Source organism: Marinobacterium aestuarii (assembly GCF_001651805.1).
Classification (GTDB): domain Bacteria; phylum Pseudomonadota; class Gammaproteobacteria; order Pseudomonadales; family Balneatricaceae; genus Marinobacterium_A; species Marinobacterium_A aestuarii.
The window spans coordinates 2,520,226-2,539,210 of sequence record NZ_CP015839.1 but is presented as its reverse complement, the minus strand read 5'-3'; the positions used below and the strand labels follow the sequence as shown (position 1 = coordinate 2,539,210).

Here is an 18,985-nt window from a genome sequence, read left to right as displayed (position 1 = left end):
CGATACCCGACTGAGGGCTATCTTCTTTCTGGGTTAGCCGTTAAAAACTTAAAAAACACACCAATATATCGTTTAAATACTCGCACTTATACTCATAACTGAGGGCAACAGATCACCCCTGCCTCGAAGCTCTGGCATGAAATCAGCATGATACCGAGAGCGACAACACTGGGACTTTGCGACACCTGGCGCCACAAGCCCCATGAACTCAAGCCACACGGCAGGAGGCATTTATGAAAAATCCATGCACTCACAGGCTACTGGTTGCCACCATCACGGCCCTGATCGCGTTACCCGTGCCAGCGGCACAAACACCAGAATCCCCGGCCACCAATCCACCCGCTAGCCTGGAGGTACCCGCCGACCCGACGGCAACAACGATCCCCATGCCGGAGTCGGATGCAGAGCGCACCGAAATGCCACAAATGGGGGACAAGGATCCGCTCACCACAACCACCGAAAACACCATCTTCGCACTTTCACCCGATCAGCTAACAAATATGACGGTGGTTGATCCGCTGGGTAACGAAGTCGGCAAGATCAAGCAGGTTGTGCGCAGTCGGCACAATGAAACCATCGAGGCAGTGATTGCGTCCGGTGGCCTGCTCGGTTTTGGCGCCAAGGAAATAGCAGTCCCCATCGATACACTTGAACTTTCAGATCAGCACTACCTGGAAATTCATGCCTCCAGCGAAGAACTAAAGGCCCGTGAGGACTACATCCCGCAAGCCTATGTAGCACTCGAACCATCTGACAAGCCCATCAGTGAATTCGAAGCTGTTGAACCCGTACCGGCAGATCCAGCCATGGACGCAAGCCCCCCAAAGCGCATGGCGCCCGAGTAATTCAACAATCAACTAGCGCGATCTCAAGCACCACCAAGAATGCAGCAGTACACAGCAATCCTAAACGCAAAATGCGGGGCTCCAAGGCCCCGCATTTTGCGTTTACATCAGCGGCTAGCACCCGTACGCAACTGCGTATGAGACCAGCGGTTTAGTCGTTAGACGACTTGGCCCACAGGTTGATGCCGCCCTCGGTAGCAAAGCGATCAATGTCAGCCAGTTCTTCAGCGCTGAAATCGGGCTTTGCAAGTGCTGCAACACTGTCGATCACCTGCTGCGGCCGACTGGCACCGATCAGGGCTGAAGTCACACGGTCATTGCGCAGCACCCAGGCGATCGCCATCTGCGCCAGAGTCTGGCCACGACGCCCGGCTATCGCGTTGAGGCCACGAATACGCGCCAGATTGTCATCAGACAGCAGGCCTGGATTCAGGGAGCTACCCTGGTTGGCACGGCTGTCGGACGGCACCCCGTTGAGGTACTTGTCGGTCAGCATGCCCTGGGCCAGGGGTGAAAAGACAATGGCGCCCGCCCCCAGATCATCGAGCGTATCCAGCAGGCTGTCGTCTTCGATCCAGCGATTGAGCATCGAGTAGCTCGGCTGGTGAATCAGGCAGGGCGTCCCCAGCTCTCGCAGTATCGCCGCCGCTTCCCGGGTGCGGGCCGCGCTGTAGGACGATATACCGGCGTAGAGCGCCTTGCCCTGACGCACGGCGCTGTCGAGCGCACCCATGGTTTCTTCCAGCGGCGTTTCGGGGTCGAAGCGGTGCGAATAGAAAATATCAACGTAATCCACCCCCAAACGACCCAGGCTCTGATCCAGGCTCGACAACAGCGACTTGCGGCTGCCGAACTCACCATAAGGCCCCGGCCACATGCGATAGCCCGCCTTGGTGGAGATAACCATCTCGTCGCGATAACCGGCAAAATCGGTTTTCAGCAACTGTCCGAAAAAAGTTTCGGCTGACCCCGGGGGCGGACCATAGTTGTTGGCCAGATCAAAATGGGTGATGCCCAGATCAAAGGCCGTGCAACAGATATCCCGCGCCCGGTCCATTGGCGCATTCTCGCCAAAGTTCTGCCAGAGGCCGAGGGAGAGCGCGGGCAACTTGAGGCCACTGCGCCCGGTGCGGTTGTACTTCATCTGCGCATAGCGCTCGCTGGATGGCGTGTAACTCATCGGTCTCTATCCCTTTGATGCTTCACTTCGACAGCCTATTGAGGCTCATACATGCCGCCCTGTGTCACCACCAGTGCTTCAAGCTAAAACGACAAGCCCATGCAACAGGCGGATGTTAGCGGTAACCAAGCGATTAAACAGGCTCTGCCTACCAGACACAAGTGCGCAGCACAAAGGAGACTGCCCGACAATACTTAGCCTACTGCGAACCACCTGAGTTTGGCTGTTTTTTGTGCTGTTTTTCGTAGAATAGAACCACTATTCGCCTTAAAACACCGCAAAAAATCAACTCAAGTCAGCCGGCTCTCGCTACGGCCTGTATTCTCGGACAGCCTCCCAGGGCTGCGCACTCTTCTGAACTTATGTTCAACCTGTACCACGCCGTGATTAGGCGCGGTCGATACGTTCTTCAGTGGTTGGATCGAAGAACACCACCTTGCTCATGTCGAACATCAGCGGCACCACCTGGCCCACAGGCGTGCTGTAGCCGGGGTTAATGCGGCAGTTAATTTCAACGCCATTGACCTCGGACACCAGCATGGTATCGGCGCCGGTGGGCTCGGTCACCAGCACCTTCATTGGTACATGCTGCACCATGGCATCGTCGGCCTTGTGGGGCACCGGATCGGTAACCATTTCAGGCCGCAGACCCAGGATCACCTGCTTGCCGACATAGGCACTGAGGCGCTCAGGGTTGGGTACCGGCAGCCAGGACGGATTACCCTCCCCGTCGGTGATCTCGACGCCCAGACCCCGGTCACTGGCCACCAGGGTGCAGGGAACAAAATTCATCGCCGGCGAGCCCATAAAGCCTGCCACAAACTGATTTTCCGGGTTGTCGTAGATTTCCTGCGGCGTGCCGAGTTGCAGCAGCTCACCGCCACGCATAACCGCAATGCGATCCGCCAGGGTCATGGCTTCGATCTGGTCGTGGGTCACGTACACAATGGTGGTGCCCAGGCGCTGGTGCAGCTTCTTGATCTCGGTGCGCATTTCAACGCGCAGCTTGGCATCAAGGTTCGACAGTGGCTCATCGAACAGATAGAGCTTGGGGCGACGCGCCAGGGCACGGCCCATGGCGACACGCTGACGCTGTCCGCCGGACAGCTGGCCGGGCTTGCGATCCAGCAGCGGCTCGATCTGCAGCAGGCTGGCCACGCGCTGTACTTCCTTCTCGCGCTCAAGCTTGGGCACCTTGCGGATCTCCAGGCCAAAGGCGATGTTTTCACGCACCGACATATTGGGATAGAGCGCGTAGGACTGGAACACCATCGCAATATCCCTATCCTTGGGCGCGGCCTCGGTAATGTCGGCATCACCGATCAGGATGCGACCACCTGAAACATCTTCCAGACCCGCAATGCTGTTCATCAGGGTGGACTTGCCGCAACCTGAGGGCCCCACCAGGATCAGAAACTCGCCCTTTTCGATCGCAATGTTGATGCCCTTGAGCACCTGCGTCTGACCGTATGCCTTGGTAACGTTATCAATGGTTAAACTCGCCATGGGAATAAACCTCTTATTGTTTCAGCCTTTTACGGCGCCGGCGGTCAGACCGCGTACAAAGTATTTGCCTGCCAGTACATACACCAGCAGGGTTGGCAACGCAGCCATCAGGGCCGCCGCCATATCCACGTTATATTCCTTGCCACCAAAGCTGGTATTGACCAGGTTGTTCAGCGCCACGGTTACCGGCTGCGTATCAGAGCCGGAGAACACCACACCAAACAGGAAGTCGTTCCAGATCTGGGTGAACTGCCAGATTACGCAGACGACAATAATAGGCGTCGACAGCGGCAGCACCACACGGCGGAAGATAAAGAAAAATCCGGCGCCATCAAGGCGCGCCGCCGCGATCAGTTCCTTCGGCAGCCCCACATAGAAGTTGCGGAAAAACAGGGTCGTAAAGGCCACACCGTAGGTCACATGCACCGCCACCAGCCCGGTAGTGGTATTGGCCAGCCCGAGGGTCGCCAACATGCGTGCCATGGGCAGCAGTATGACCTGAAACGGAATAAAGCAGCCCACCAGCATGGCGCCGAACAGCAGCTCGCTGCCACGGAACTTCCACAACGACAGCACATAGCCGTTAAGGGCGCCGATCAGGGTGGAAATCAGTACCGCCGGTATTACGATCTTGAAAGAGTTGACGAAAAACGGCGCTATGCCCTCACAGGTGCTGCCGGTGCAGGCGCCACTCCAGGCCTTGCCCCAGGCATCAAAGTTGATGCTGCCGGGCAGAGACAACAGGGTACCGCTGCGAATTTCTTCCACATCCTTAAGCGAGGTCAGCAGCATGACCCACAGGGGCAGCAGATAAACCAGTGCGGCCACCGTTAGAATCCCGTAGAGACCGTAACGCAGCAGCTGTTGCGTCAGTGTTTGCTGAGGCTTAACCATTTTTCTTGCTCCTCAGTTCGGAATACAGATAAGGCACCAGTATGGCGAGCACACCGCCGAGCATCAGCATGGCGCTGGCCGCACCCAGGCCCATCTGGCCTCGGGTGAAAGCGTGCTGGTACATGAAGGTCGCCGGCAGATCCGAGGAATAGCCAGGGCCACCGCCTGTGAGTGCAGCCACCAGGTCAAAGCTCTTGATGGCAATATGGGACAGAATCACAAAGGCACTGAAGAACACCGGTTTCAGGCAGGGCAAAATAATGCGCCTGTAGATCATGGGCATGCTGGCGCCATCGAGCTGGGCCGCCTTGACCATCTCCTGATCCACACCGCGCAGGCCGGCCAGGAAGAGTGCCATTACAAAGCCAGACGACTGCCAAACGGCCGCTATCACCAGGCAGTAGATCACCATGTCGGGATTCACCAGCCAGTCGAAGGTAAAGCTTTCAAAACCCCAGTCGCGAATGGTTTTCTGTAATCCCAGACCCGGATTGAGCAGCCATTTCCAGGCAGTACCGGTAACGATGAATGAAATCGCCATGGGATAAAGGTAAATGGTACGCAGCACACCTTCGGCGCGGATCTTCTGGTCCAGCAGTATGGCCATAAGCACACCCAGCACCAGACAGATCAGAATAAAGAGACCACCAAAGATGATCAGGTTTTCAACCGCGACGCCCCAGCGGTCATTTTCCAGCAGCTTGCTGTACTGGGCGGTGCCGATGAACTTCCATACCGGCAGGATGCGCGAGCTGGTGAGAGACAGCAGCCCGGTCCAGATCATGTAGCCATACACGGCTACCAGGGTAACGATAACGGTCGGTGCCAACACCAGCTTGGGCAACTGGGCCGCCAACCTGTCCTGCAGTCGAAGCGTAACGGGTCGCACCGTCCCGGTTTCGGGCAGTGAGAGGGATTTGGGATTCATAAGGGGTACCGGTAGAGAGTGGCTCAATGCGGCCACCGATCCCAAGCAGGATCGGCGGCCGCCACCTGTCACAGACTGGCGTTTACAGCGCGGGCCAGTTTCTCGGCCGCCTGTTCAGCGGTGATATCACTGGCGTTGAAGTAGTTGGTCACAACATCATAGATAGCGCCCTGTACGCGGGAGCTGGTGGACATGCCGTGGGCCATGCTCGGCACCAGGGTGCCCTTCTCGGCGCTGAGGGTGAAGTCATCCATGGATGCCAGTGCGCAGGCATCAAAGGGCGTAGGGTCCATACCCTGACGCGCAGGAATGGAGCCCTTGTTCAGGTTGAAGGTTTCCTGGAACTTGGGATCCATGACCATGGCGGCCAGATCTTTCTGCGCCTGGGCGCGGCTGTCATCGGACTGGGTAAACATCGCCAGGCTGTCGATGTTGAAGGTAAACATGCCGGCGGTGCCAGGTGCGGCTACGCAGACATAATCGGTGCCCGGTTTCTTGCCGGCAGCGGTGAATTCGCCCTTGGCCCAGTCACCCATGATCTGCATGGCCGCCTGACCATTGATCACCATGGAGGTGGCCACGTTCCAGTCACGACCGCTGGAATCAGCATCTATAAGGTCACGCAACTGTTTGAAAGTAGTGAGGACCTTAACCATGGTTGGGCCCTTCAGGGTCGCTTCGTCATGTTCCACGAAGGCCTTGCGGTAGAAGTCTGCACCTTCCGCCAGAGCAATGGCTTCAAAGGTGGTCGCGTCCTGCCAGGCCTGGCCACCGTGGGCCAGCGGAATGATACTCGCAGCCTTGAGTTTCGGGCCCGAGGCAATCATCTCTTCCCAGGTGGTTGGAATGTCAACACCGGCTTTTTTGAAAGCTTCAGGGTTGGCCCAGAGCCAGTTAACGCGGTGCACATTGACCGGCACAGCAACATAGTGACCGTCGTACTTCATCACATCGCTGACCACAGGCGGCAGCAGCGAATCCCAGTTGCCGGCGGCGGCAACATCATCCAGCGACGTCAGGAAACCGAGTTCACCCCACTCCTGAATGTCCAGGCCCTTGATCTGGGCCGCAGATGGGGGATTGCCGGAAATGGCGCGGGACTTCAGTACGGTCATGGCGGACTCGCCACCACCACCGGCAACGGCGAAGTCGGTCCAGGTATGGCCGGCACTCTCCATTTCCTGTTTGAGTACGTTCACGGCCGCAGCTTCACCGCCCGAGGTCCAGTAGTGCAGCACTTCAACTTCACCGGCAGAGGCTGTGGCACAGGCGATGGACAGGGCAATGCTGGTAAGGCAGGTCTTGAATGTCTTCATTACTTTGTTTCCTGAATTATTGTTATGACCGGGGGCTGTTGCGGCCCTGAACCGGATGTATCTAAATTAACAAAGCGCCACCAGGAAAGGGGTAACCTTACGCAAGGAATTGTAACAAAGTGCAACAAAGCAAACCGGATACGAACAGAGCGCCAGGCACGGCCAGACCGGGCAACGGAGAACTGTCACCGCAAACAAGGTTCACGCAGGGTTTTGTCTAGCGCGGCAGGGCCAGTCGCGCCTCAAGGCCGCCCTCGTCGCGATTGGCAAGCACGATGTCTCCCCCATGGGCACGGGCAATATTGCGCGCTATCGACAACCCAAGTCCCATGGAGGAATGGGCTGCCGGGTCCAGCGCCTGATTCGCCAGCAGCCGTGTATAGGGGGCGAATACGCGTTCCTGCTGAGCGATGGGAATGCCGGGGCCGCGATCGCACACCCGTATCTCCAGCATCTGAGGACTGTCGCTAATCTGAATATCGGCGCGGCCGCCGTAATAAAGTGCATTGTCCACCAGATTGCCGACACAGCGGCGCAGCGCCAACGGCTTGCCAAGGAAAGGCTCGCGCTGCTCGCCGTCCAGCGTGACGACCTTGCCGGCCAATGCGGCACCGTCGCGCATGTAACAGAGCATGCGGTACAGGTCCACCTCAACCCGATTTTCGTGAATATCCGTATCCTTGACGCTTTGCAGCGCCCCCTTGACCAGCATGTCGAGGTCTTCCAGGTCGTGGCAGAATGCATCGCGCGTAACATCGTCATCCAGCAATTCGGCCCGCAGCCGCAGCCGGGTAATGGGCGTTTTAAGATCGTGGGAGATGGATGCAAACAGCCTTTCGCGGTCATCCAGGTAGCGCTGGATGCGCAGCTGCATGGCATTAAAGGCCCGTGCCGTGGTTTCCAGCTCGCGGCTGCCCGTTTCAGGCAAGGCAAGGGCCTCCCCCTGACCAAAGCTTTCCGCCGCCTGCGCCAGCCTGCGCAGCGGGCGGGTCAGCGAGCGCACAATCCAGACCCCGAACAGCAACATAACGCCCAGGGACACCAGCAGCGAAATCAGCCGCTCCCGGGAAAGCGGACTGCTTGCTTCCAGAAAATCCGGGTCTGGCATCAGGGTCGCAAGGTAGAGCCATTGCTCAGGCGCAATGGGAATCTGAATCACCAGAATAGGCGCATCCCTGGAACCCATCAGCAACGTCTGACTGCCCCAGCGTTCGGGCAGGTCGCGCAACAAAATATCGTTTTTTATCACATGCAAATCGGAGGGGCGGGAAAAAGCAATTTTCAGGCCGTCGGTCACACCGAGCTGGCCTTCGAGCACATCACGAAACTGCTGCACGACCCGGGTTTTAAGCGGCGAGTCAGGCAGATCATTGACCCGAATTTCTTCCCGATTGAGTGTGACAAAAAACCGTGTACCGCCCATGTCCCGCAGCTGATCCAGAATCAGATGGCGATAGGCAACGGGCAGCTCGGTAAAAAACTGCACCGTGGCCGCGACCCTGAAGGCCATGTGACGCGACATTTCCTGTACATTCTGCTCGGTATCGGCACGCCACTGCGTCAACCAGATAGCACTGGAGACCAGTTGCGCCAGCAGCACACCCAAGCCCAGCACCAGAAGAATTCGACTCGAGAGCGAACGCGGCCAGCGGCGCAGCACTGTTTTCAATGACCTGATCATGTGCCCCCTCCTTCGTGGTTCAGCCGGCTACCGCCGCGGATACATGGGTAGCCTCTGCAACCACTGGCAAGGCGTTATTGCCGTACCGACTCATCGGTGGCCGCCACTGTCGCCGCCAGTACATAACCCTGGCCGCGTACCGTCTTGATCAGCTGGGGCGAGCGGGCATCATCCTGCAGGCGCTGTCGCAGCCGGCTGATCTGCACATCGATAAAACGATCCATCGGCAGGTTGTCCCGGCCCCTAGTCTGCTCGGCGATCAGATCGCGACTCAGGACTTCACCGGCGTGATCCACCAGCAGGCGCAGAAGATCGTACTCAGCCCCCGACAACAGCAGCGACTCGCCGCTTAAGGTGCAGAGCGCACGGGTCGCCGAGTCCAGCTCAAAGTCGGCAAAGCGCAGATAACGCGCAGATGACAGCTTCTGCGGCGTCTCTGCCGGGGCATCGCTACGCCGTAATATGGCCTTGATGCGCGCCAGCAGTTCCCGCGGATTAAAAGGTTTGGCCAGATAGTCATCGGCACCGATTTCCAGTCCGACGATACGGTCCATCTCATCGGAGTTGGCCGTCAGCATAATGACCGGCACCTTGGAAAAGGTGCGCAGCTTGCGACAGATTTCGAAGCCGTCATCCCCCGGCAACATGATATCCAGCACCACCAGCGCCGCCGGGGCGCCGGCCTTGAGTTCGCGCAGCAGGCTTTCGCCATCGGCCGCGGTTTTCACCGCGAACTGGTTACGCTCCAGATAGCTGCGCAGCAGCGAGCGAATCGCTGCATCGTCATCGACCACATAGATCGGTTTACTTTGAGTCATTTTTATTCTGTGTCTGCCGTGCTCGATTAATCCTGCGGATACCGGGTAGGCATCAGACTGTCCTTGATTTTCTTCAGATAACGCTGGAAATCCACACCCCGGCGCAAGGTGACACCCGTGGCCAGCACATCCAGCAGTGTCAGCTGAATGATGCGCGACGTCATGGGCATATAGATGTCGGTATCTTCGTAGCTGCGCACCGCCAGCAGCAGGGTGCATTCCGCCGCCAGCTGTGAACCCTCACTGGTAATACCGATCACAGTGGCGCCGCTTTCGCGCGCCAGGCGGGCAATATCCACCAGCTCGCGGGTGCGCCCGGTGTAGGAAATCACCACCACGACATCACCGGTGTTGGCACCGGCCGCCACCATGCGCTGCATCAGCACATCATCATAGGCCATGACCGGAATATTGAGGCGGAAGAACTTGTGCTGAGCATCCATGGCCACCGGGCCCGATGCCCCCAGACCAAAAAACGCCACCTGCTTGGCCTGGCTCAGATAATCCACCGCCCGGGTGACCAGTGCCGAATCAAAGCCCTGGCGAGCGCTGTCCAGCGCGGCTATGGTCGAGGAGAAAATCTTGTCGGTATAGTCTTCGGTCGAGTCGTCCTGCTCTACACTGCGGGAGACATAGGGCATTCCCACCGCCAGGCTCTGGGCAAGCTGGATCTTGAAGTCCGGGTAACCGCGGTTGTCGAAACCACGACAGAAGCGATTGACCGTAGGTTCACTAACACCCGACGCCTGGGCCAGAGCGGTAATACTCAGCCGGGTAGCCGTTTGGGGATCACGCAGAATCACCGTCGCCACCTTGTGTTCAGACTTGTTAAGGCTGTCGAGGCGCTGGCGAATCTGCTCGAGAAGATTAACACTGTTCGTGTTCATGGCAGACTCTGATAGTTGGTAAATTATCTACATTTTACTCAGGCGCCCACTATAGCGTCCCCTTGATAGCCTGCCAACCTTCCAGACGTGCATACAAAGGGTGTTGTGATGGCGTAATAACGCTTTATTTTGGTAAGTTTTACAAAATAACCAGTTGACTAGGCATTTTAGCCCCGATAGGATCACCACATATTCGTTGAATAACTACAAACAGGTCGAGACACATGTCTATCAGCGACACTCCCTGCGACATCCTGTTCTTTGGTGCTCTGGGAGATCTGACCCAGCGCAAACTGCTGCCGGCACTCTATCAGCTGGATCGCGCAGGCTTGTTGCCCGCCGACACCCGCATTATCGGTCTGGCCCGGGGCTCTGAACCTGCCGCCAGTGCAGCCACCAGCGAAGCAAACCTGCGCCGCTTCGTATCCGAGCAGGATCTGGATACGGCGACCGTTGCGGCCTTTCTGGCCAAGCTGCAGTTCCTCAACTTCGACTTTGGCGCCGCCCTGGGCTATGCAAGCCTGAAAACCCTGCTGGATGAAAAGCCGGATCGCGCGCGGGTATTCTATTACTCCACCGCCGCGTCCATCTACGGCATGATCAGCAAGAACCTGCACGACGCCGACTGCCTTGATAAAGAGTGTCGCGTGGTGCTGGAGAAGCCCATCGGCCACAGCCTCGCCTCGTCGCACCAGGTCAATGCGGATGTCGCCGAGTATTTTGCCGAATCCCAGATCTATCGCATCGACCACTATCTGGGCAAGGAAACCGTACAGAACCTGATCGCACTGCGCTTTGCCAACAACCTCTTCGGCACCCAGTGGAATCAGAACCACATCTCCCACGTCGAGATCACAGTGGCCGAGAAGGTCGGTATCGAAGGGCGCTGGGGCTACTTCGACAAATACGGCCAGCTGCGGGACATGGTACAGAACCACCTGCTGCAACTGCTCTGCCTGGTCGCCATGGATCCGCCGTCTGACCTGACCGCCGATGCCATTCGCGATGAGAAGGTAAAGGTGCTGCGCTCCCTGCGACCGATCACCGACGATATCCGCGACAGCCACGTCATTCGCGGCCAGTACTGCGCCGGCGAAGTGGAAGGCAAGGCGGTGCCCGGCTACCTCGAAGAGCCGGACGCCAACACCAGCAGCAACACCGAATCCTTTGTCGCCATCAAGGCCGAAGTGCGCAACTGGCGCTGGGCTGGCGTACCTTTCTATCTGCGCACCGGCAAGCGTCTGCCGGAAAAACTCTCGCAGATCACCATACATTTCAAGCAGCAACCGCATTACATATTTGACCCGGAACAGCGCGCACTGGCGGAAAACCTGCTCACCATCAAGCTGCAGCCGGACGAAGGCATCTCCCTGCACATCGCCACCAAGGATCAGGGGCTGGGCAAGGGCATGCAGCTGCGCCAGGCACCGCTGCAGGTCAGCTTTGCCAAGGCGTTTGACATGGATCGCGTCCCCGACGCCTATGAGCGTTTGCTGCTGGAAGTCATCCAGGGCAATCAGTACCTGTTCGTGCGGCGCGATGAAATCGAACATGCCTGGACCTGGTGCGACCAGATCCTGGCCAACTGGAGCGACAAGGGCGACCCCCTGCCCTATGCCGCCGGCAGCTGGGGGCCTGAAGCCTCCTATTCCATGATGAACGGCGATGGCAGGAAGTGGCATGAGCAAAAGTGATATCACAGCCCTGCTGCCGCAACAGGTCAAACTGCTGCGTTTTGACACGCCTGAGCAGCTGACCGACGCCCTGGCACAGCATATCAGCCAGAGCCTGAGCGAGGCGGTAAAGACCCGTGGCGAGGCAGCCATAGCGCTGTCCGGCGGACGCACACCCCTGCCCCTGTTTCAGCGCCTGAGCCAGAGCGCCCTGCCCTGGTCTTCGATCAGGGTAACCCTGGCGGATGACCGCTGGCTGTCCACCGATCAGGCCGACAGCAATGCAGGCCTTATCCAGCGCCATCTGTTACAGCACCAGGCAAAGCAGGCCCGCTTTATCAGTCTGTGGCAGGCGGACAAAAGCGCTTATGAAGCCGAGGCCGACTGCGCAGAGCGCCTGGCAAGCCTGCCGACGGAGCTGGACATGGTCGTGCTGGGCATGGGCAACGATGGCCATACCGCCTCGCTGTTCCCCTGTGCCGACGAGCTTGAGTACGCACTCGAGACAGACGCGCCCTGCGCCGCCGTGACCCCGACCAGCGCGCCGCACGCACGCATGACCCTCAGCGCCAAACGGCTGCTGGCCAGCCGCGAACGCATTCTCCACCTGAAAGGCGCCGACAAGCTCGAAACCTTGCAGCAAGCATTACTGGACGACGACATCCGCATCATGCCGATACGGTTATTCCTGCGCCAGCCCCTGACCATTTACTGGAGCCCTTGAGGCCAGTCGCCGAAATACAGGATCAATGATGACTCACACGATGCTTTCTCCCAAAATCACCGCACAGATTGATGCTATCTGCGCCCTGGCGCCGGTTATTCCGGTGCTGACCTTCAACACGCTTGAAGAAGCGCTGCCCATCGCCGAAGCCCTGCTCGAAGGTGGCCTGCCGGTGCTGGAAATCACCCTGCGCACTGAAGTGGCTCTCGCGTCCATCCAGCTACTGGCCGAACGCCTGCCGGAAGCCAAGATCGGCGCCGGCACCATCGCCACCCCGGCCCAGTACCAGCAGGCCTGTGATGCCGGTGCCTCTTTTATCGTGACGCCAGGCTCCACCTGCGAATTGCTGGATACCGGCGTTGCCAGCAGCATCCCGTTGCTGCCCGGCATTCAGACCGTATCCGAAATGATGGAAGGCCTGCAGCGCGGCTACCAGCGCTTCAAATTTTTCCCCGCCACAGTGGCAGGCGGTACTCCGGCACTGAAAGCCTATGGCGGCCCCTTCCCCGATGTGCGCTTTTGCCCCACCGGCGGCATTCGCCTGGAAACCGCACCTGAGTTCCTCGCCCTTGGCAACGTCATGTGCGTCGGCGGCTCCTGGCTGACGCCGGCCGACCTGATCGCCAAAGGCGACTGGAAAGGCATTCGTGATATCGCCAGAGACACCGTAAGCCGTCTGCGCGGCTAAGCGCCCTGCAAAACAGCGGTGCTGCCTGCACGCTGAGTCGAGCTAAAATGAGAGGCGCCGCGCGTATTCCGCCCGGCGCCTTTTCTCTCTGTGCACTCAGATGCCAAGCCCGCTGCTGCGGTCTCCCTTGCAGCGCCACTATCCAAGCCCTGGCCGATAATCTATGCTCTTGTGATACTCACGGATTACGGAATCTAGCGTCCAAGGCCGTTTCGCCATTTTCCGTTAAAGCATTTAGAAGAAGAAATTTGCCCTTAACCGTGGGAACAGGATGTCACCACGCAATGATAAAGAGTAACTGGTCTCCCGTTTCCGCAGGTCTGCTCATCCTGAGCCTGCTAAGTCTTGCCCTTGCCCTTGGCATACTTTCACGTCCGACACAGCTGCCGCAGCTTTCCATCGCCGTCTCCCGCACCCCACTGTCAGCCCCGATTTATATTGCAGCGGCACAGGGCTACTTTCGCGACCAGGGCCTGGATATAGAGTTGCGCGAAGTGATCGGCGGCATTCGCAGTTTCGATCTGATGGCCAGCGGCGGGGCAGATTTGGCAACCAGCTCCGAGTCGGTCGTCATGTTCAACAGTTTCAATAGCCGCAATTTTTCAGTCATCGCCTCCTTTGTGTCGTCCGACAACGATATCAAGCTCATCACCACGGCAGACAGTACGCTTCGCAGCCCCTACGACCTGACTGGCGCCGGCGTCGCCGTTACCCCCCACTCGTCCAGTGAATATTTTTTGCACAATGTTGCACTGATGCACGGGATCGATACCACCACCCTGAATATGCGGGAAACCTCGCCCGAAAACATGACCCTGGAACTACTGGAAAGCGGCGAGACCCAGGCACTGTCACTGTGGGAACCCTATGGCTACCAGGTGATGCAGGCCCTGGGCGAGAAGGCGGTATTGCTGCCCACCAAGGGCTTGCATTCGACCAGCTTCAACCTGCTGGCGCTGAACGACACCCTTGCACGGCACCCGAATGAAATCGTCGCCACACTGCGGGCCCTGAATCAGGCGGCGGACTTCATTGAGCGCGACCCGGCCGGCGCCAAGATCATTATCCAGCGCCAGCTGCAGCTGGAACCGGCATTTATTGAGTGGGTCTGGCCCGACTACAACTTTCGCCTTGGCCTTGGCCAGTCATTGCTGATCGGGCTCGACAGCGCCGCACGCTGGGCACAGAGCAGCGGCGCAATAGAACCACAGCCCTTGCCGGATTTCCGGTCCATGCTGGATAACCGTTTTTTGCGACAGATAACTCCTGAAGCACAAGACCTGTAAGTTTCACCCTGGGGATTGGACATGAAAGTCGGAACCCGATTACTGCTGTTGTCGACCTTCTCGGCCACAGTTGCTCTATCCGGCTGGTTTGTCAGTCATTGGAGCGCCTCGCGGCTCAACGAGGCCATGACGCAACTTGAGTACGCCAATGCGGTGCAACGCGCCGTCACCCGACTTAATACGCGCTTTGGGCTCTACCAGTCCGACCATGATGTGCATACGCTAAGCGACTGGCAGCAGGCCCGGGCACAGCTCAATGCAGTACTGGGTCAAAACCCGGAGAATGCCGACCGATTCACCCACAGCATCAGCCGGCAGAACCAGACTCTGCAAAGCCTGACCCCCTTGCTCGGACGAGAGCGCTACGACAGCCCAGGTCAGATTCAGCTGACCTATCGTATCTATGCCACCTTGCAGGAAATGACCGAAGACGCCGTGCCGCTTGCAACCCATGCCCAGCAACGCATTCTGATCACCACCGAACGCGGCCGCGTTATTTCCCAGGGACTGATGATTGCGCTCTCGCTCATCCTGACGCTCATCGCCATTCAGATCGCCCGCAACCTGAAATACCGGCTTGACCTCATTCGCACCCAATTGCAACAGGTCGCCGACGGCAACCTCTTTGTGTCGATCAATGATCAGCACAATGACGAAATCGGTGAGCTGGCACGCGGCTTTGACAACATGCTCAAGCGTCTGCGCACCACGACCTTTTCCGTGGATCAACTGAATGAAGAAATTCACAGCCACACCGCCACCCTCAGGAATCAACAGGAATACCTGCGCACCCTGATCGAGGCGGAGCCCGCCGGGGTTATCACCCTGGATAGGGACGGCAGAATACTGAGCATCAACAATGCCGGCGCCAGGATTTTGCACACCCCGGTGAACAACGCGCTGGAACAGTCATTCAGCGAGCAGTTTGTCGCCGACGCCGACCGTACCGCCTTCGGCAATCTGATCCAGTCCACCTTTGCCGGACACAGCAAAAACCTGCAGTATCGCCTGCGCTCCAGCAGCACCGGCGGGGATATCTGGCTACAAACCTACGCTGTCCCCTTTATCGATCATAACGGCGATATCATCAGTATCATCACCGTCTCCCACGACATCACCGGACGGGTACTGGAAGAACAGCGCCTGCGCGAGGCCCGTGCCTTTCTGCAGAACGTCGTCGACAGTGTGCACGACGCCATGGTGGTGCGGGATATCAGCTTCAACATTCGCCTTCTCAACCGCGCCGCCAGGGACAGCGAATCCAGCCACCCCTGCAACCGGCTGCAGTACCCTGACACCGCGGCGACGCAACACGAGGGTCCGGCACAACGATTGCTGCGTGGCAGCGCCCGGGAAACCGAAATCTGCAGTTTTACCGATGCCGGCGGCAAAGTCTGCCATATCGAACTGGAAGCTACCCGCCTGAGCCTGCCGGACGGCTCCCTCAATGGCGTGATCGAAATCTACCGTGATATCAGCGAGAACACGCGACTGCTGCAGCAACTGCACGAAGAACAGTCACGACTGCAGCAGCTTGCCCACCACGACCAGCTCACCGGGCTGCCCAACCGCACCCTGTTTCTGGATCGCCTGGAACAGGTACGGCTGCAGGCTGAACGGGGACAACAGGCGTTCGCATTGCTGTTTATCGACCTGGACAGATTCAAGGAAATCAACGACAACCTGGGCCATCAGGCAGGCGATCGCGTACTGCAGGAAATGAGCCGGCGCCTTAGCGCCTGTGTACGCTCCAGCGATACCCTGGCACGCATTGGCGGCGACGAGTTCACCGTCATCATGTCACCGCTGCAGCACAGCGACGATGCCGCCATGCTGGCGCAGAAGCTGATTGAATGCATCAAGCCGCCTTTCATGCTGGACAATCACCCGTTACTGCTGACCACCAGTATCGGTATCGGCCTGTACCCTGAAGACGGTAGCAGCATCGAGACTCTGATCAAAAATGCCGACGCCGCCATGTACCGCGCCAAAGAAGACGGCAAGAATGTCTTCCGGCTCTATTCGCGGCAACTCACCCACCGCGCCGTTGCCCAGCTGTCCCAGGCCGCCGAATTACGCCAGGCTGTCGCCAGGGATGAGTTTTGCGTGCACTACCAGACGCGCTTTGACCTGGGTAACCGTACGCCCATCGGCATGGAGGCCTTTGCACGCTGGCAGCACCCAACCCGCGGCATTATCGAGGCCGCACAATTTTTGCCCGCAGCCCAGGGCAGCGAACTGGTGATCGCCATCGGCAATAGCATCATCGACAAGGTCATGCAGCAGACACGGCAATGGCGGCAACAGGGCTTTGACCCTGGCGTTATTGCCCTCAATCTCTCGGCGCGTCAGGTGAGCGCCAGCCAGGTCGACTGGCTCATGAGCATGCTGGACAAACATCAGTGCCAGGCACACTGGTTTGAAATTGAAGTCAGTGAAAGCGACCTGACGCAGGTGAGGCATTCGATCGAACTGTTTGAACGCCTGGCAGCGCTGGGTTTCGAGCTTGCCATTGATGACTTCGGTAGCGGCCACTCATCCCTCTCAAGCCTGCACCGCCTGCCCCTGACACGCATCAAGCTGGACCAGCCCTTTATCCGGGATTTGCCAGGCGACCGCCATTGCCAGGGCGTACCCGGCGCCACCTTTGCCCTGGGTCGCAGCCTTGGCGTGAAGGTGTGCGCCGAGGGGGTCGAGAATCAATCCCAGGCCGATTACCTGCTCGACGCCGGCTGCGCCGAGGCCCAGGGTTTCATGTTCAGCCGACCCCAGCCCACCGATGCAATCACTGCCCTGCTGTCCAAGCGCAGGCTCAGCCCGAACACCCAGATGGCCGGCGCCTGAATCCACACTAACAGCCCAAGGCCGCCAAAATATCGAACCTGCAACGCCAGGCATAAAAAAACGGCAGGAGAGTCTCCTGCCGTTTTTTTTGTACGCGCTGCTTTACAGTTTGATCACAGGCGGCTATTCCTCAGTCGCTACCGGGGCGACTGTTGTCTGTGCCCAGGATCAAAGCCCCAGTTCAGACCCCATCGGCAACGCCTCGAAGGCACCATAGCGCGACACCGTCAGTGCGCCACAGCGGCTGGCAAACTCCAGTGCTGCAGTAAGCTTGGCCTCATCGCGCACCCAGGCGCCAAAGGCACCATGGCTGACAGACTGCACCGACAACTGATACAGCAGACCCGACACAAATGAATCACCGGCTGCGGTGCTGTCCAGAACCTTGGTCACGGGCGGCACCAGGCGCAGGGAACCACCAGACCAGTGTGCCTCCAGCGGCTCGCCACCATCGGTAATCAGCAGCAGCTCAACGCCTGCTTCCAGCAGTTTTCCCACCAGTGACGGATCCTTGCCGTAAAGCGCTTCGAGTTCCTCACGGCTGATCTTCACCAGATCCGATGCCAGCATCGCCTGCCAGATCGGCTCCCGTGCATCAGCCCCCTCAGCCCAGAGGTTGTGGCGATAATTCACGTCAAAACTGACGATCGAACCACCGGCACGGGCACGGGCCATCAGCGCCAGGTGCTGCGCGCGAATGGCAGCCTCGGTCAGGGTGTTGGAGCAACTGTGGAACACCGCACCCTGCAGAAAGGTTTCAGGGCACTGCTCGGCCCGGTACAGCAGGTCGGCACTGCCATCGCGGTAAAATGCGAAGCTGCGCTCGCCATCAGCATCGAGGCTCACAAACGCCAGCGCGGTCATGGCTTCGGCGGTCTGCAGAAACTGGCTGGTATCAACGCCAAACTGCTGCATGGTCTGCACCAGGGTGTCGCCGAACATGTCCTGACCGACCTGGCCCAGAAAACTGGCATTACCGCCCAGCTTGGCCACACCGACGGCCACATTGGCCGGCGCGCCGCCCGGGTGTGCCACAAAGCTGGCCGGACCGGACTGTGCCGGCTTGGCGAGCATATCAATCAGGGCTTCACCGAACGCGATGACTTTAACGGACATGTCTGTCCCCTCGTCTACAGGTTGAATTGGAGTTTATAGTACCGCGGGCGAATCGGACGCCGGCAAGACCGAGTAGGCCTGATACAGGCGAACCCATTCGGTAAATTTTATACGTTAATTTTGCAATAATAACCAGATATCAAGCACACATAAAGACTTATATTTGTATATTTACCAATAGGTACGGAAGCATGCAGCCACACAGCAGAAAGGTAGCGCAAGTCAGCCCAGCGCTTAGCGCTACAGTATAACTCACACATAATTCCGAGGTCAGACAGACGCCTGGCTACAGGGATGTAGCTTGTGCATAGTGCCCTGGATCGCGCTTGTAGGCGGAAGCTCCGCTGAAGGTACATCCATGTACCTCATCGGAGGCGCAACAGTCCCTGTTGCGCCCCTTCGGGCCAATTCCCCTCATGACCTCAGTGCTCACCGGCTTCAAAAGGGGGAGTGGGCCGCTCTGATATCGTTGCTGTTGGGGTGCCATCATACCGGGCCGTCAGCGGACGGGTTCTGATGAAAAGGACAGGACCGCAATCACCGCGCTTGCCGGTGCGGCGTACCGCCGCCCAGAGCAATTCGCAGGCTCATTGACACCC

The 18,985-nt window shown here is 58.5% G+C and carries 15 protein-coding genes; 6 read left to right on the top strand and 9 right to left on the bottom strand.

Features of this window, described 5'->3' with window-relative positions; all coding sequences use genetic code 11:
• Nucleotides 1-233: 233 nt before the first annotated feature.
• Nucleotides 234-845 (top strand): PRC-barrel domain-containing protein, encoded by a 612-nt coding sequence (locus tag A8C75_RS11155; protein WP_084783990.1) that lies wholly within the window; start codon nucleotides 234-236, stop codon nucleotides 843-845.
• 151 nt (nucleotides 846-996) lie between these two features.
• Here A8C75_RS11155 and mgrA read toward each other — a convergent pair whose 3' ends face one another.
• The 8 genes from mgrA to A8C75_RS11115 form a co-directional block, all read right to left on the bottom strand.
• Nucleotides 997-2,025 carry an L-glyceraldehyde 3-phosphate reductase gene (gene mgrA / locus A8C75_RS11150; protein WP_067382075.1) on the bottom strand — a complete coding sequence of 343 codons (1,029 nt, stop codon included), beginning with the start codon at nucleotides 2,023-2,025 and terminating at the stop codon, nucleotides 997-999.
• 387 nt (nucleotides 2,026-2,412) lie between these two features.
• Nucleotides 2,413-3,531 carry an ABC transporter ATP-binding protein gene (locus A8C75_RS11145; protein ID WP_067382071.1) on the bottom strand — a complete coding sequence of 373 codons (1,119 nt, stop codon included), beginning with the start codon at nucleotides 3,529-3,531 and terminating at the stop codon, nucleotides 2,413-2,415.
• 21 nt (nucleotides 3,532-3,552) lie between these two features.
• On the bottom strand, nucleotides 3,553-4,425 hold the full coding sequence (locus A8C75_RS11140) for a carbohydrate ABC transporter permease (RefSeq protein WP_067382068.1): 873 nt from the start codon (nucleotides 4,423-4,425) through the stop codon (nucleotides 3,553-3,555).
• Nucleotides 4,418-5,353 carry a carbohydrate ABC transporter permease gene (locus A8C75_RS11135; RefSeq protein ID WP_067382065.1) on the bottom strand — a complete coding sequence of 312 codons (936 nt, stop codon included), beginning with the start codon at nucleotides 5,351-5,353 and terminating at the stop codon, nucleotides 4,418-4,420. Before A8C75_RS11135 ends, A8C75_RS11140 begins: the two co-directional genes overlap by 8 nt.
• A gap of 68 nt (nucleotides 5,354-5,421) precedes the next feature.
• Nucleotides 5,422-6,669, bottom strand: a complete 1,248-nt coding sequence (locus A8C75_RS11130; RefSeq protein WP_067382062.1) for an ABC transporter substrate-binding protein — start codon at nucleotides 6,667-6,669, stop codon at nucleotides 5,422-5,424.
• A gap of 217 nt (nucleotides 6,670-6,886) precedes the next feature.
• On the bottom strand, nucleotides 6,887-8,350 hold the full coding sequence (locus A8C75_RS11125; protein ID WP_067382059.1) for an ATP-binding protein: 1,464 nt from the start codon (nucleotides 8,348-8,350) through the stop codon (nucleotides 6,887-6,889).
• A 74-nt stretch (nucleotides 8,351-8,424) separates the two neighbouring features.
• Nucleotides 8,425-9,168: a response regulator gene (locus tag A8C75_RS11120; protein ID WP_067382055.1), complete on the bottom strand. Its 744-nt coding sequence runs from the start codon at nucleotides 9,166-9,168 to the stop codon at nucleotides 8,425-8,427.
• A 26-nt stretch (nucleotides 9,169-9,194) separates the two neighbouring features.
• Entirely contained in the window at nucleotides 9,195-10,055 is an 861-nt protein-coding gene (locus A8C75_RS11115) for a MurR/RpiR family transcriptional regulator (RefSeq protein ID WP_067382053.1), read from the bottom strand.
• A 224-nt stretch (nucleotides 10,056-10,279) separates the two neighbouring features.
• Between A8C75_RS11115 and zwf the strand changes: the two genes are divergently transcribed.
• The 5 genes from zwf (at nucleotide 10,280) to A8C75_RS11090 (ending at nucleotide 17,270) form a co-directional block, all read left to right on the top strand.
• Entirely contained in the window at nucleotides 10,280-11,749 is a 1,470-nt protein-coding gene (gene zwf / locus A8C75_RS11110) for a glucose-6-phosphate dehydrogenase (protein WP_067382050.1), read from the top strand.
• On the top strand, nucleotides 11,736-12,452 hold the full coding sequence (pgl, locus tag A8C75_RS11105) for a 6-phosphogluconolactonase (RefSeq protein WP_067382047.1): 717 nt from the start codon (nucleotides 11,736-11,738) through the stop codon (nucleotides 12,450-12,452). The genes zwf and pgl overlap by 14 nt, the downstream gene beginning before the upstream one ends.
• A gap of 40 nt (nucleotides 12,453-12,492) precedes the next feature.
• Nucleotides 12,493-13,140 (top strand): bifunctional 4-hydroxy-2-oxoglutarate aldolase/2-dehydro-3-deoxy-phosphogluconate aldolase, encoded by a 648-nt coding sequence (locus A8C75_RS11100; RefSeq protein ID WP_084783988.1) that lies wholly within the window; start codon nucleotides 12,493-12,495, stop codon nucleotides 13,138-13,140.
• A 284-nt stretch (nucleotides 13,141-13,424) separates the two neighbouring features.
• A complete protein-coding gene (locus A8C75_RS11095) occupies nucleotides 13,425-14,426 on the top strand; it encodes an ABC transporter substrate-binding protein (RefSeq protein ID WP_067382040.1) in 1,002 nt (333 codons plus the stop codon).
• Nucleotides 14,427-14,447: 21 nt separating this feature from the next.
• Nucleotides 14,448-17,270, top strand: coding sequence for an EAL domain-containing protein (locus A8C75_RS11090; RefSeq protein WP_067382037.1), 2,823 nt, complete (start codon nucleotides 14,448-14,450; stop codon nucleotides 17,268-17,270).
• 168 nt (nucleotides 17,271-17,438) lie between these two features.
• On the opposite strand, the gene A8C75_RS11085 is transcribed toward A8C75_RS11090, so the two are convergent.
• Nucleotides 17,439-18,386, bottom strand: a complete 948-nt coding sequence (locus tag A8C75_RS11085) for a carbohydrate kinase family protein (RefSeq protein ID WP_067382033.1) — start codon at nucleotides 18,384-18,386, stop codon at nucleotides 17,439-17,441.
• Nucleotides 18,387-18,985 lie beyond the last annotated feature (599 nt).